At 59.7% G+C, this 14,434-nt stretch carries 9 protein-coding genes; 1 reads left to right on the top strand and 8 read right to left on the bottom strand.

All coding sequences use genetic code 11. The features are described 5' to 3' along the window. Positions 1-301: 301 nt before the first annotated feature. The 3 genes from boxB to ACIQ39_RS14580 form a co-directional block, all read right to left on the bottom strand. A complete protein-coding gene (boxB, locus tag ACIQ39_RS14590; protein WP_396435330.1) occupies positions 302-1,729 on the bottom strand; it encodes a benzoyl-CoA 2,3-epoxidase subunit BoxB in 1,428 nt (475 codons plus the stop codon). 98 nt (positions 1,730-1,827) lie between these two features. Further along, on the bottom strand, positions 1,828-3,495 hold the full coding sequence (gene boxC / locus ACIQ39_RS14585) for a 2,3-epoxybenzoyl-CoA dihydrolase (protein WP_396435329.1): 1,668 nt from the start codon (positions 3,493-3,495) through the stop codon (positions 1,828-1,830). A gap of 148 nt (positions 3,496-3,643) precedes the next feature. Continuing rightward, entirely contained in the window at positions 3,644-4,558 is a 915-nt protein-coding gene (locus ACIQ39_RS14580; RefSeq protein WP_396435328.1) for a helix-turn-helix transcriptional regulator, read from the bottom strand. A 170-nt stretch (positions 4,559-4,728) separates the two neighbouring features. Between ACIQ39_RS14580 and ACIQ39_RS14575 the strand changes: the two genes are divergently transcribed. Then, the gene (locus tag ACIQ39_RS14575; protein WP_396435327.1) at positions 4,729-6,294 is read left to right on the top strand and encodes a benzoate-CoA ligase family protein; all 1,566 of its coding nucleotides are present in this window, start codon (positions 4,729-4,731) and stop codon (positions 6,292-6,294) included. A gap of 38 nt (positions 6,295-6,332) precedes the next feature. On the opposite strand, the gene ACIQ39_RS14570 is transcribed toward ACIQ39_RS14575, so the two are convergent. The 5 genes from ACIQ39_RS14570 to ACIQ39_RS14550 all read right to left on the bottom strand — a co-directional run bounded on the left by ACIQ39_RS14570 (position 6,333) and on the right by ACIQ39_RS14550 (position 14,363). Continuing rightward, the gene (locus ACIQ39_RS14570; RefSeq protein WP_396435326.1) at positions 6,333-8,759 is read right to left on the bottom strand and encodes a response regulator; all 2,427 of its coding nucleotides are present in this window, start codon (positions 8,757-8,759) and stop codon (positions 6,333-6,335) included. Between the two features lie 117 nt (positions 8,760-8,876). Beyond that, a complete protein-coding gene (gene apbC, locus ACIQ39_RS14565) occupies positions 8,877-9,965 on the bottom strand; it encodes an iron-sulfur cluster carrier protein ApbC (protein WP_396435325.1) in 1,089 nt (362 codons plus the stop codon). Between the two features lie 45 nt (positions 9,966-10,010). Continuing rightward, the gene (locus tag ACIQ39_RS14560) at positions 10,011-13,067 is read right to left on the bottom strand and encodes a DEAD/DEAH box helicase family protein (RefSeq protein ID WP_396435324.1); all 3,057 of its coding nucleotides are present in this window, start codon (positions 13,065-13,067) and stop codon (positions 10,011-10,013) included. After that, positions 13,064-13,462: an HI0074 family nucleotidyltransferase substrate-binding subunit gene (locus ACIQ39_RS14555; protein WP_396435323.1), complete on the bottom strand. Its 399-nt coding sequence runs from the start codon at positions 13,460-13,462 to the stop codon at positions 13,064-13,066. Before ACIQ39_RS14555 ends, ACIQ39_RS14560 begins: the two co-directional genes overlap by 4 nt. Before the next feature lies 1 nt (position 13,463). Beyond that, positions 13,464-14,363 carry a hypothetical protein gene (locus ACIQ39_RS14550; RefSeq protein WP_396435322.1) on the bottom strand — a complete coding sequence of 300 codons (900 nt, stop codon included), beginning with the start codon at positions 14,361-14,363 and terminating at the stop codon, positions 13,464-13,466. Positions 14,364-14,434 lie beyond the last annotated feature (71 nt).

The raw sequence follows: 14,434 nt of genomic DNA, 5'->3' as shown, positions 1-14,434 counted from the left end.
ACCGGTGTTCAATGCGGTTCGCTCACCTCATGTCATTGAAAGGGCAAGGGGTGGGTGACGATTTGCGGTACCCCGGTATGAGGAACCCGCCCCTTGCCCTTTCAATGACCGCCTCTAATCCAGGCAGAACATTCAGCATCCCAACTGTTGACAAACAACCCAGACGCGAAATAAACCCTATGCAGTCGTCAAAGGCAGGGGCGGGTGACGATTTCTGGTACCCCAGTATGAGGAACCCGCCCCTGCCTTTGACGACTGCCACCCCATCACGAGGTGGCAGTCAGTTCAAACGTTCAAAAAATCAGTTGAACCGGATGTAGTCAAAATCCGCTGGCTGGCGGTTGATGCCCATGGCGGGTGGCGCGATCCAGTTGGCGAACTTGCCCGGCTCCACCACACGGCCCATCAGGCTGGCCACATAGGCGCGGTCTTCGTGGGTGGGCAACCACTCGCCCACCTGGGCCATCCACTGCACGTCGCTCACCACTTGGCCATCGGGCGTGATTTTGGAGCCGGACAAAGAACCGATGTTGCGGTGGAAGGCTTTGTGCGGTGCCTTCAATGTGAAAGGGATGCCCGCTTTGGCGATCACACGGTTCCAACGCTCAATGCCGCCTTTGGAGTCAAGGATGTAATCGTCGCGCAGCACTTCATTCAAAGCGTTGAGCATGGGCACGTCTTTTTCGATCAGCTTGCCGTCCTCCACCGACAAGATCTTGTAGCTGTTGCCCTTCAAGATGTGGTCATCGCCGCGCTTGCCTTCTTCGTAACGGCCCTTCAGGCCCGAGCTGTAGAAGGTCGCGGCATTCGACGACTCGTCGGCACCGAACAAGTCGATGGTCACCGAGAAGTGGAAGTTGATGTAACGCTGGATGGTCGGCAGGTCGATCACGCCGGCAGCGCGCAGCTTGCCCACATCGTCGGTTTTGAGCTGGTTCATCACATCCACCGTGCGCTGGATGGTGCGGCTCACGCCGGACTCGCCCACAAACATGTGGTGCGCTTCTTCGGTCAGCATGAACTTGGTGGTGCGGGCCAGGGGGTCGAAAGCCGACTCGGCCAAAGCACACAGTTGGAACTTGCCGTCGCGGTCGGTGAAGTAGGTGAACATGAAGAAGCTCAACCAGTCAGGGGTCTTCTCGTTGAAGGCCTGCAAGATGCGGGGGTTGTCTTCGTTGCCGCTGTTGCGCTGCAGCAAGGCATCGGCTTCTTCACGGCCGTCTTTGCCGAAATATTTGTGCAACAAATACACCATGGCCCACAGGTGGCGACCTTCTTCGACGTTGATCTGGAACAGGTTGCGCAGGTCGTACATGCTGGGGGCTGTCAGGCCAAGGTGGCGCTGCTGCTCAACGGACGCTGGCTCGGTGTCGCCTTGTGTGACGATGATGCGGCGCAGGTTGGCACGGTGTTCGCCAGGCACGTCTTGCCAGACTTTCTCGCCCTTGTTGTCGCCGAAATGGATTTTGCGGTCTTGCTCACCGGGGTTCAAAAACACGCCCCAACGGTAGTCACGCATCTTGACGTGGCCAAACTGGGCCCAGCCTTGGGGGTCCACGCTCACGGCCGTGCGCAGGTACACGTCCATGTCGGTGGAGCCTTCAGGGCCCATGTCGTCCCACCAGTTGATGAAGTTGGGCTGCCACTGCTCGAGGGCGCGCTGCAAGGTACGGTCTTCGCTCAAGTTGACGTTGTTGGGAATTTTTTCGCTGTAGTTGATACCGGACATGAGAATCTCCTTGATAAAAAAATGGTACCGTCTTTGCGAGCGCAGCGCGGCAGTCCATGGATTGCCGCGTCGCTGCGCTCCTCGCAATGACAAGGGGTTTAAACGCGGTTCAGGTCGAACTGGACTTTTTCGCCTTTGCCATAGACCTTCAGGGCACCCTTGTCGCCCACGGCGTTGGGGCGCTGGAAGATCCAGTTTTGCCAGGCGGTCAGGCGGCCAAAAATGCGCGTGGCCATGTTTTCTTTTTGGGCAAAACGCAGGTTGGCTTCCAGACCGGTCAGCGCGTCAGGCGACATGGACGAACGCTCTTCCAAGGCCAGGCGAATCTCGTCAGCCCAGTCGATGTCGTCGGGCGCAGCCGTGACCAAGCCCAAGGCCAAGGCGGCGTCGGCATCCAGCGCTTGGCCGATCGCGCCGCGTGCGGCTTCCATGGCGGGCAATTCTTCATAAAAGCGGCGCTGCAAACGGGTCTGGTCGTTGACCATGGGGAAGAAGCCGAAGTTCATCTCGCTCAGTTGCAGCTTGGGGGCTTGGTCTGCGTCGTCGGGCAGCGCCAGCATGTAAGCCCGGTCGGCGCAAAAAGCCAATTCGGCCAGCGTGCCTGCAAAGCAAGTGCCTTCTTCGATCAGAGCGAACAGGCTGCGCGAGGACACGTCCAGGCGGGCCAGCGTGCGGCGCAGGTGGCCAATGGTTTCGCGCACCAGCCAGTGGTCTTTGTGCGCCAACAGTGTGGCGTCAGACGCCAGCACGGCAGCCGCGTCACCGGCGGTCTTGAGCACCCAGGTGCCAATGTCCAGTTCGTTGGTGCGCATGTGCAGAATGGCGTCGTCGAGTTCGCGCACCATTTGCAGCGGCCACCAGTTCACGCCAGCGGCTTCGATGCCATCGATATTCGTGAGCTGCGCCGTGGCGGGGGCTTTGACGGTGAAAGTGGCGATGCGCTTGGCGCGGTCGATCTCCACCGTGACGTTGGTGTAAGTCAGGGCATCGGCCACGATGCTGCGGTTGAGCGGGGTCAATTCCACGCCCTTGGCACCTGCAGGTCGGATGCTGCCAGCGGCCAGCTTGGTGGCACGCTCTTTAACCACATCCTTGAACACGGCTGGCTTGGCGATCGCATCGACCAAACGCCAATCGACGGCTTTTTGACCGCGCACGCCTTCCACGCTGGTGCAGAAAATGTCGGCCAGGTCGTGGCGCACATGGCGCTTGTCGGTCACGCGGGTCAGGCCGCCGGTGCCGGGCAGCACGCCCAGCAAGGGCACCTCAGGCAAAGACACGGCGCTGGAGCGGTCGTCCACCAACACAATGTCGTCGCAGGCCAATGCCAGCTCATAACCCCCACCGGCGCAAGCGCCATTCAGGGCGGCGACAAATTTCAGGCCGTCGTGCTTGCTGGAGTCTTCGATGCCGTTGCGGGTTTCGTTGGTGAACTTGCAAAAGTTGACTTTCCAGCCGTGGGTGGACACGCCCAGCATGAAGATGTTGGCACCGGAGCAGAACACGCGGTCCTTCAAGCTGGTCACCACCACAGCACGCACTTCGGGGTGCTCAAAGCGGATGCGCTGCAGTGCGTCGTGCAACTCGATGTCCACACCCAGGTCGTAACTGTTGAGCTTGAGCTTGTAGCCCGGGCGTATGCCCGCGTCCTCGTCAATGTTGATGACCAAGGTGGCGATCTCTCCCTCAAACGACAGATTGATGTGCTTGTAAGCGCTGGGGCTGGTCTGGTAGTTGACTTGTGGGTTGGCTGTGGTGCTTGTCATGGCGGGCTTCTCCGGCATAAAGGGGCTGATGGGCATCAGAAAATGCATTTCAATGCAGGTTGACAGGCAGTTTACTGCAGGTCTCGGGCCAAAGCTACATGCACTTTATTTCATTTTATGGGTATTTACCCTAGGTTCCAAGCCCGCATCATGCAGGCCGGTGCAAATGCTGGCGCACAGCGTCCCGCAGCGCCTCGAAAGCCTGGTCTTCGGTGCGGCCACTGGTCTGTATGGCCATGTCGGCTTTGGAGTAAAAGGGCGCGCGCCCCTCCAAAATGCGTTTGAGGTCTTCCATCGCCTCGCGGCTGGCGGCCATGGGGCGCAGGTCGCCTTGCGCCGCGACCCGGGCCATGTGGTCGTTCGGGTCGGCTTGCAGCCACACCGTGGTGCAGTGCGACAGCAGCACATTGAAGTTGGCCGAATCCGACACCAGCCCGCCGGGGGTGGCGATGACGAATTCGGGGTTGATCTGTATCGCCTCTTCGAGCGCCCTGCGCTCATAGCGGCGGTAGGCATTGGCACCATACAGGTTATGGATTTCGCTGATTTGGCAGCCGACAAACTGCTCAATTTCACGGCTCAGTTCAATGAACGGAAAGCCCAAATCGTCGGCCAGACGCTGGCCCAAGGCGGTTTTTCCCGCACCTCGCAAACCAATCAAGGCGATGCGGTTTTGCTGCTCTTGCGCATTGCCGCCTTCACCAAAAAGTTCGACCAATTGCACACGGGCGCGGCGCAAATCAGCCTCACTGCGTTGGCCCAACAATTCGCGAATCAGCAACCACTCGGGGGAGGTGGTGGTCAGGTCGCCCAACAATTCGGCCAATGAGCAGCGCAATGCATTGGCCACTTGCAACAGCACCAGCACCGAGACATTGCCCGAGCCGTATTCCAAATTGGCCAAATGCCGCTCAGACACGCCCGCCGCCACGGCCACGGCACGGCGCGTCATGCCTTGGCGCGAACGCAAATTGCGCACACGCTCCCCCAATGCCACCAAAAAGGGGGGGCGCTGGGCTGGCGCTTCTGTCAAATCAGTGGGCGGGATGTCTTCAGAACGCATGTTCAAGGTGTCACAGGAGGAAGCCAAGGGAAAACCCTTTAAATGAAAGCAAGCCAAAACATGCACTTTACTGCATACTTCGGGACATGCATCATCGTGCATCAAACTGCGTTTATACCGCCAAGCGAGCCCGTTGAAGCCAGGTCGAAAAAATTTCAAGGAGAAACACCATGCCTCAAATCACCCCACCGCCCAATGCCTTCAATTTTGCCCAGCACCTGATCGCCAGCAATGCCACCCGCGCCCACAAAACAGCGCTGATCGACGATGCGGGCTCGCTCAGCTATGGCCAACTGGCCGAGCAAATTCGGCGCTTTGCGGGTGGCCTGAAAGCACTGGGCCTCAGGCGCGAAGAGCGCATGCTCTTGCTCATGCACGACAGCAGTGACTGGGTGGTGGCTTTTTTGGGTGCGCTGTATGCGGGCGTGGTGCCCGTGGCCGTGAACACTTTGCTGACCGCCGATGACTACGCCTTCATGCTGGCCAACAGCCGGGCTCAGGCCGTGCTGGTGTCGGGGGCCTTACTGCCCACTTTGCAAACGGCCATGGCTTTGGCCCCTCACGAGGTGCGTCACCTGGTGGTAGCAAAACCCATCGACGCTTTGGCACAAAACCAGTTCAACATGGCCGACTTTGTGGCACACAACCCGCCCACCTTGCCCGCCATCACAGCGGGCGATGAAGCCGCTTTTTGGTTGTACTCTTCGGGCTCCACAGGCCAGCCCAAAGGCACGGTGCACAGCCAAGCCAACCTGTACTGGACCGCCGAGTTGTACGGCAAGGGTGTGCTGAACCTGCAAGAAAACGACACCGTGTTTTCGGCTGCCAAGCTGTTTTTTGCGTATGGATTGGGCAACGCCCTCACTTTTCCCTTGAGCGTGGGCGCGACCGTGGTGCTGATGGCCGAGCGCCCCACCCCACTGGCGACCTTCAAACGCTTGGTCGGGCACCAACCCAGCGTGTTTTTCGGCGCGCCCACCGGCTACGGCGGCATGCTGGCCAGCCCCGAACTTCCCGCCCAAAGCCAGGTCGCGCTGCGCCTGTGTTCGTCGGCGGGTGAAGCGCTGCCACGCGACATCGCCGAGCGCTGGTCCAAGCATTTCGGCTGCGACATCATCGACGGCATCGGCTCGACCGAAATGCTGCACGTGTTTTTGTCCAACCGGCCGGGCGATGTGCGTTATGGCAGCACCGGCAAGGCCGTGCCGGGCTACGAGGTGCAACTGCGCCGCGAAGACGGCAGCGTGATCACCGGGCACGATGAGATCGGTGACCTGTTCATTCAAGGCCCCAGCAGCGCCCTGATGTACTGGAACCAGCGCGACAAAACCCGCGCCACGTTCCAAGGCGTATGGACCCAAAGCGGCGACAAGTACACGCGCGATGCCGACGGTTACTACACCTACGCCGGGCGCAACGACGACATGCTCAAGGTCAGCGGCATTTACGTCTCGCCCTTCGAGGTCGAGTCCACCCTGGTGCAGCACACCGCGATTTTGGAAGCCGCTGTCATTGGCACGCCTGACAGCGACGGCTTGACCAAAACCAAGGCCTTCATCGTGCTCAAACCCGGCCAAAGCCTGAGCCAAGACGAGGTCAAAGCCTTCGTCAAAGAGCGCTTGGCACCCTACAAGTACCCGCGCTTCATTGAGTTTGTGAGCGAATTGCCCAAGACCGCCACGGGCAAAATCCAACGCTTTAGGCTGCGCGAGTTGGAAGGGAAAAAACCCCTTTGACGCCAAACCTGAGCGCCAGCGAAGTCGCCAAGCCCAGCTCAGTTTTTTGAGCGCCCGGGGCCATCGCCAAGGGCTGTGACCCGCATGATCTCTTTCTGCAAGGCTGTTTGCGACATGGGTTTAGACACATAGCCATCGGCACCGGCTGCAAGAAAACGTTCTTTGTCACCGGTCATGGCATGCGCCGTCACCATCAGCACGGGGGTACGGGCACAGCCCAGTTGCTCTTTTTCGCGCAACAAGCGCAAGGCGGCGAGGCCATCCATCACGGGCATCATCACATCCATCAACACCACATCAAAGCGTTGTTGCGCCAAATGCGCCAAGGCCTGCTGGCCATCGTGCGCCACCTGGTAGCGGTACCCCATGCGCCCCAGCATGATCGAAGCCAATTTGCGGTTGATCTCGTGGTCCTCCACCAGCAACACGGAAATGACCCTGTCGCCCGCATCAAGCGCCTTGGCCTCGGCCTTGGCTTGCTCAGCCAGGCCTTGCGAAGCGGTCACATCCGGGCTTTGTGCTGTGCGCGCTGGCAAACTGGCCATGAATGTGGCGCCTTGCCCGGGTCGGCCCTCGGCGGTGATGTGCCCACCCATCAATTGCAACAAACTGCGGGTGATCGCCAGGCCCAGACCCGTGCCACCAAATGAACGCGTCACCGAGCCATCGGCCTGGGTGAATGGGCTGAACAAGGCCTCGGTGCGCGCCGGGTCAAAACCAATGCCGGTGTCGGTGATGTCAATGCGCAAGACCCCCGCAGATCCCGTTGACTCAGGCCACCATTGGGTCTTGACCGTGACTTGACCCTGGTCTGTGAACTTGATGGCGTTGCCAATCAAATTGGTCAGCACCTGACGCATGCGCACCGGGTCCAGCCACAACAGTTCTGGCAAGTTGGGGGCGGTGTCCAACTGCAAATCAAGGCCTTTGGCGCGCGCCAATTGTTCCAGCGAGCGTGCGGTGTGCCGCACCAGCTGGGCCGGGCTGACCTGCAGCAACTCCAACTCCAACGCTTTGGCCTCGATTTTGGAAAAATCCAAAATCTCATTGATGATTTGCAACAAATGGTTGGCCGAGTCGCGGGCCAAAACCAAGTATTCCTTTTGTTGCACCGCATCGGTGGTGTCCAGCGCCAGCTCGGTCATGCCCACGATCCCGTTCATGGGCGTGCGGATCTCGTGGCTCATGTTGGCCAAAAACTCACCCCGCATGCGGTTGGCCTGCTCGGCCTTTTCCTTGGCTTCGACCAACAGGTTTTGGGCGCTTTGGATGGCGGTGAAGTCCTGCATCACGCCGATGAAAAAATGCTCTTTGTCGAGCCGCGTTTCACTGATCGTCAAACGCACCGGAAACAGCGTGCCATCTCTTTTGCGGCCTTGCAGCACGCGCGGCTGGTTCATCAACTTTTTCTCACTTGTGCGCAAATAATTGAGCATGTAGTGGTCATGCTGGGCACTGTCGCCATCGGCCATCAGCAAGTTCAGCTTCTGCCCCATCAGCGCTTGCATGGGGAAGCCAAAGATGGCGGTGGTGGCATCGTTGCATTGAACAATCAGGCCTTGCGCATTGGCCACCACAATCGCTTCGGGCACCGACTGGAAAATGCTCTGCAACTTGCTCTCGCTCAGCCGCAGCTGTCTTTCGGCTTGTTTGCGCTCGGCAATTTCTTCGTTCAACTGGCGGATCGCCACTTGCCGCTCGCCAGACAAGCCGCGAGAGGTGAGCAAGGCAGAACGGATGCGGTTGACCGAAAACCAGATCAACAAAAGCCCCATCATCAACAGCACCAGCAACACCACAAAGGTGCGGTTGAGCACGCCGGTGCTGGCCAACTGCCAGCTGGAAACCGGCAACACCACCTCCAAAGCGCCGCGCACATCCCCCACTTGCCAATCGGTTTGGGGCGAACCCGGGTAGTTGTTGTGACAGGCTACGCAGCTGTCGAGCATGCGGTCAGCCTGTGCAAAGCGCAGCACGCGCAGACCGTTCATGTATTCCTCACGCACATAGGGCTCATCGGGCTGCAGCTTGAGGTGTGCCAGGGCCTGCGTTTGAAAGTCATCCAAGTTTCGCTCAGCCACGCGCCACGGAAAGGGCAGATCGCTGTAAAGACGCACTTGGGTGCCGCCATCGACCTTGGACAGGTAATGACCCAAATCGATGGTCAAGGTGGCGGGCAGAGGCAAAGCGTTGTCGCGCGATTTGTAATCGTGGGTGATCTCCAAGCCCCCCTTGACCGCGCGAGGCACCAGCTCTTGGGTGTAAAAGTTGCGGAATTTGGTCACCGAAGCCGCATGGGTCTGGGCGCTTTCAGCGGCGTATTGACGCACCATGGACTCGCTGGCTTGGTAGGTGTAGAGCACCACCCACAAACCGGTGAGCAGCAGCAATGCACCGAGCAACTCCATAGGCCAACGCGCCAGCGCCGCGCGAATCCAACTGATCAAACGTTTTGCAGCATTCACTTTGTATCCTGGTTACCCAGCGAATGATAACAACGAATACCTAAGTATTCTCAGCTTGCAAGCCCAGCGGTGGATGGCTTGCGCACGGTCCAGCAAAGAGGCCCTTGCCTGCGCACATCAAGTGTCTTTGCTGACCTTGATGGTGGGGAACTTGTTTGAAAAGTCCTTGGCCTTTGCCGCGATCTTGACCGCCACTTGGCGGGCCACGGCCTTGTAGATCTGGGCCACGTCGCCGTCGGGGTCGTACACCACCGTGGGTTTGCCGCTGTCGGCCTGCAGGCGAATTTGAATGTCCAGCGGCAGTGCGCCGAGGTAGTCCATGCCGTATTCAGCGGCCATTTTCTTGCCGCCATCGACACCAAAAATGTGCTCCACATGGCCGCAGTTGGTGCACACGTGCACCGCCATGTTCTCCACCAAGCCCAAAATCGGCACGCCGACTTTCTCAAACATCTTCACGCCTTTTTTGGCGTCCAGCAGGGCGATGTCTTGCGGCGTGGTGACGATGACGGCGCCCGTCATGGGCACGCGCTGGCTCAAAGTGAGCTGGATGTCACCGGTGCCGGGCGGCATGTCCACGATCAAATAATCGAGTTCTTTCCAGTTGGTCTGGCGCAGCAACTGCTCCAGCGCCTGGGTGGCCATGGGGCCGCGCCAAATCATGGCCTCGTCTTGGTTGACCAAAAACCCGATCGACATGACCTGCACGCCGTAGTTCTCCATCGGCTCCATGGTCTGCCCGTCTTCGCTCTCAGGTCGGCCTTCAATGCCCATCATCATGGGTTGGCTGGGGCCGTAAATGTCGGCGTCCAGCAGGCCCACCTTGGCCCCCTCGGCAGCCAAGGCCAGGGCCAAATTGACGGCGGTGGTGCTCTTGCCCACGCCGCCCTTGCCCGAGGCCACGGCCACGATGTTTTTGACCTGCGGCAACAAGGCCACGCCACGCTGGGCCGCATGCGCGGTGATCTTGCTGCTCACATTGGCCGACACATTGGCCACGCCCGCCACGCCCTTGGCGGCGGCAATAAAGGCTTGGCGAATGCCCGGAATCTGGCTTTTGGCCGGGTAACCCAGCTCCACGTCAAAGGACACATCGCCACCCTCGACTTGCAGGTTTTTCAGGGCTTTGGTGCTGACAAAATCTTTGCCGGTGTTGGGATCGATGACGGCTTGCAGGGCTTGGAGGAGTTGTTCGGTGGTCGCCATGGGGGGGTTTTTCTATGTAAAAAATTGACCGAAGTCTAGCGGTCTTCAGTTCTGTCCAAAAAAGCGCTTGTCGATGTCCGCACGCCATGCGCGGTCAAAAACCAAACCGCATTCAACTTGCGTGCGACCCTCTAGCTCCAGCTCAAGCTCACCCGCCTGATTCAAGCGCTCATCACAAAAGGCCTCTGTCAAGCGGGCCAAAAGTGCTTGTTTGTAGCCGGTGTCCTCGTTGTCGAGGTGCAAGCCCTTGGTCTCCATCAGCACGAGGCGAGAGTTGTTGCCTTCACTCAAAAAGCCAAAAACAAAGTCGGGGTACACCTTGTGCCTACGCCAGCCCTGCAAGCCGTACTGGGTTTTGGCCACATTGCGGTGCCACCAGCGCAGCGCCGATTGTTCGTCCAGGTAGCCCGCAAAAGCCGCCTCAAAGTCATTCATGTCGGGCGTTTGCAAGGCGGGAACAAGCAAGCTCTTTTGCACATCACTCAAGCCATCACTGCGGGTGAGTTTGTGGGCCTTGCCGGTTTGCAACCACTCGTCGTGCGAAGGCAATTCGTAATCGGTGGCATCCGCTCGCAAACGGAACTCAATGCGCCCATCCTGGGTCAAAGCCTCAAACACCTGCTGCGCCGACTCGTCACGCCAAGCCTCCAGGTCCACCCGCAACTGCTCGATCAAGGTGGCCGCTGAGGCTGCCACCGCCGATTCAGCCCAAGTCTGCAAACAGCGCTGAACCACCGCATCCACCCAACTCCAGACCAGCCAGGGGTTGGGGGCGATGTCGACCAAGGCCCGCACCAACTGCCCACGGTCCAGCGTCAACTCTTGCGCCGCTTGGTTCTGGGCACGGCGCATGGGGGCCTGCAGGTCTTGCAAAACCGTCAAGTCCACCATCAAGCGGGCCTCGCTGCCGCTCATACGCGGCGACTGGCTGGGCTTCCAACCCACCGCCAGCGCATCAGGGTTCAGATCTGGCCAGGGCAATCTCGCCAACACATCGCTCTCGTACACCAGTTTGCGCCGGGCTTGCCCGGGCTCATGCCAGGTCACCGTGGGCAAAAACAAGCGCAAATGTGCCAGTCCCTCGCGCCGCACCAGCTTGCGCATCAGCGGCGCATCAACCCCCGCGCCGCCATCACTGCGCACCGCCATGGCCAGATCGCCCATGCCCTCGGTCTCCAGCGACTGCTTGATGGCCTTGACCACCTCACCGGTCTGAATGTCGTGGCAAAACACATAACAAGCGTCCAGCGCCTCATGCCCCGTTTTGGCCACATGCGGCAGCCGCAAAATGCGCCCCACCAACTGCGTCAGCGCCTGCTTGCCCTTGCTGGCTGCCAGCGAACACAGCACATAGGCAAAGGGACAATCCCAGCCCTCTTGCAACGCTTGCTTGGTGATGATGACCCGCACCTGGGAGGTCGGAAGGAGCAAATCTTCATCGCCCAGCTCATCCTTGTCGCTGGTCTTCTCGCGGATTTGGGTCTCAGCAAAACCCATTTGCGTTAAAAATTCACGCACATGCTGAGCATGGATGAAACCTGAATCCACCTGGTCCTTGCCCGTGCGTTGCACCTGCACCAACAAAATGGGGCGAATGTAGCGCGCCGTCTCGCCCTGCAGCACCTCGGCCTGCCGGGCCAAGGTGTTGAGTTGCTCCACGCTGGCCGACAAGCAGCTTTGCCAGTCTGCCCAAGCGCGCACATCCACATGGATGGGCAGCTTGATCATCTCGGCCGCATCCAGATCGGTGCCCCGCACGTCCACCAAGATGTTGGACCCCGACGCCGCCGCCTTGGTTTTGGCCCCCGAAGAAGCGGCTTCAGTCACCCGCGGCGTGGCCGACAGCTCCAACATGAACGAGGGATTGAACCCATCGATGGTGCGCAAAGCATTGTCGGTATAGCCGTGGTGCCCCTCGTCAATCACCACCATGGGCCGCACCAGACGCATCACATTGCCCAGTGAACTTTTCACGATGCTGCCCTTTTGGTGCTGCGCTGTTTGTCCCGGCACTTGCGGCGCGTCTGGTTCCCAAACACTGCCGTACACATCCAAATTGGGCACATCGGCCAGCAGCGCCCAATGTGCCTCGATGTCGTCTTCGCCCGGCAAAAAGCCCTGCACATTGCCCCGGTCACGGAAAAACCGCAGCGTCTCTTTAGACTGCCGCGCTGCCGAAGCCAGCATCAGCACCATCACGCACAAATGGCTGTCCACATCCAGGCGCGACAGCGGCGAATCTTTTTCCAAAATCTTCACCCGCCCGGCCCCGGCCATATTCAGCATTTGCCGATAGGGGTGGTTGCGGTTGGCCAGCGTTTTGAGGGTCTGGCGGTAAATCGCCTCGTTGGGCACCACCCACAGCACCAGGCCAGTCGACCTGCGCAAATAGCCCTCAAACACCTTGCCCACACTGGCTGCGGCCAACAGTGTCTTGCCGCCGCCCGTGGGCACCTTCAGGCACACATTGGGGATCGCCCGGCCCGCGCCGTCAAACCGGCTGGAATGCGCGCGCTCAGCGTAGGCCTCAGGCAAAGCCTGCGCCTCGCGCAAGACCTGCCAGGCCGACTTGGGAAAATCCGCCAAAGCCTGCCGGGCTTCGGCCATCTTTTCCATGGCCTTGACCTGCGCCATGGCCGCCAAAGCCTGCTCGGAATCTGCACGGGCACTGCGCAACGCAGCCAAATAGGCATCCAACTTGAGCAGCGACTGGGTCTGAAAGACTTTCAGGTCGTCAAAACCCAAAACACGGGGCATGCTCATGATCGATTGGCGCGGCTGCCAAAACACCTGCCGGTCTTTTGTCACCTGCAGCCTGAAGTCATCGCTCAAAGTCGATTGCCAATGGCTCAAATCAATGCCCCTGAGCGAACGCAAATCGTCCACGGCAGCCCAAAGCGCCGTGAAGTCTTGAGCGCTCCAATCGGGCGCATCCGCCATCAAATCAATGTCTGACGCCGCTCGATGGTCGCCCCGGGCGCGCGACCCATACACCCACACACGCTCCAGCCCGACAAAGCGATCAAACACCGCATGCAGCTGTCGTGTGAGCTCTGGCCCCAAGCCAAAGTCCAACACGGTGCTGGCAAGCACGGCCGTCATGCTTGCGCCTGCAGGTGCGCCAGCACGCGCTCGAACTCCGGGATGGCATCCAGGCGCACCATGGCGGCCAGGCTGATGGCCATGTCTTCATCGTAGGCATGGCTCACCCCATTGCGCCCTTTGCGCAAGCGGTCCCACAAAGACTCATCGGTGATGTAACGCATCTTGAATGCTGTCTCCAACGCGGCAAACGCCACCCTCGGCGTTTCCTCATCCCCCTTCTCCTGCAGCACGGCCCGCATGGCTTGCCATGCCATTTCAAACGTGTAGACAAAGCGCAGCAAAAGCGAATCGCGTGTCTTGCGGTCTTCGCTGTCTTGCGCCGTCTCTTGCAGCGTCGCCAGGGCTTGCGCGAACTTCTCTAACTGCAGCTTCGTCGTGTGCGAAAACGCCATGTCACCACCCCCTCAGCAGTGCAAACGGCAGCGCCGCAAAGTCCATGCGGTGCTCGGCCAATTGCTTGTTACTCAAATACTTGGCCGGCGCAAACACCAAATGCTTTTTGCCATCGCCCTTCTCAAGGCCCCACTGCACAAAGGCTTGGGCCCGGCTCAGGTTGAGCGCGGCCTCGGTCGACTTGAGGAAAGCCAAACGCGGCTCGTACACCAGCCAGACATGGGCATCGGCCGCCTCGCCCAAATAAAAGCGCGGTGCCTTCTTGGGCGCGGGTGGCAGCGTGCCCCCTGTGGCGGTATGGAACAACCAAGCGCCCAGCGCCTCAAACGCGGGCAGGTTTTCGCCCGACAGCATCTTCTCGATGTTGAGCGGATCGCCCAGCGTGCAATAGGTGAACTCGCCGCCCAGACCTTGCGCGCGTTCAGAGACTTTCTTCTCGCCCTCCACCCGCAGCACACCGTCTTTGAGCTCCACGTTGATCTTGTCAAACCGTTTGGGGGTGGTGTTGCTGGGGCCTGCGCCAGCCGCCTGACTGAGCAAATCGTCGGGTAGTTCGACAAAGCCTTCGCGCTGCTTGATCGCCTCGACCCTGGCCAGCCAGTCAGCGGCTTTTTTGAACTGGGTGAAATTGATCTTTTCTTCCAGCAGCGACTCGCGCTGCGTGCCCACCCAGGCATAGCCTTGGATGGCACGGCGCACCCGCTCGGCGGTCAGGCGGTCGGCATAGTCCTCGCCTTCAACCAGGATGAATTGGCGGTTGCCGCCATCTTTGGCATTCGCCTTGAGCACGGCGTGTGCCGTGGTGCCTGAGCCGGCAAAGCTGTCGAGAATTAGGGCTGAGGAATTAGTCGTCCCTGAGAAACCCCTGAAACCCGCATGAATGCTGGCTTTCAGGGTCATTCCCAATGTTCAAAACTCCCACATTGATATTCAATGGAGCCTGTTTTCTGGGAGTTCTTGAGGCCCATATG

Source organism: Limnohabitans sp. (assembly GCF_044361645.1).
GTDB lineage: Bacteria > Pseudomonadota > Gammaproteobacteria > Burkholderiales > Burkholderiaceae_C > Limnohabitans_A.
Note: the sequence above shows the minus strand (reverse complement) of the source record. Positions and strands in the feature narration are given on the sequence as shown.

Excerpts from the sequence above, each read along its gene's own strand:
- boxB (WP_396435330.1), bottom strand. The coding sequence starts at position 1,729 with ATGTCCGGTATCAACTACAGCGAAAAAATTCCCAACAACGTCAACTTG.
- boxC (WP_396435329.1), bottom strand. The coding sequence starts at position 3,495 with ATGACAAGCACCACAGCCAACCCACAAGTCAACTACCAGACCAGCCCC.
- ACIQ39_RS14580 (WP_396435328.1), bottom strand. The coding sequence starts at position 4,558 with ATGCGTTCTGAAGACATCCCGCCCACTGATTTGACAGAAGCGCCAGCC.
- ACIQ39_RS14575 (WP_396435327.1), top strand. The coding sequence starts at position 4,729 with ATGCCTCAAATCACCCCACCGCCCAATGCCTTCAATTTTGCCCAGCAC.
- apbC (WP_396435325.1), bottom strand. The coding sequence starts at position 9,965 with ATGGCGACCACCGAACAACTCCTCCAAGCCCTGCAAGCCGTCATCGAT.
- ACIQ39_RS14560 (WP_396435324.1), bottom strand. The coding sequence starts at position 13,067 with ATGACGGCCGTGCTTGCCAGCACCGTGTTGGACTTTGGCTTGGGGCCA.
- ACIQ39_RS14555 (WP_396435323.1), bottom strand. The coding sequence starts at position 13,462 with ATGGCGTTTTCGCACACGACGAAGCTGCAGTTAGAGAAGTTCGCGCAA.
- ACIQ39_RS14550 (WP_396435322.1), bottom strand. The coding sequence starts at position 14,363 with ATGACCCTGAAAGCCAGCATTCATGCGGGTTTCAGGGGTTTCTCAGGG.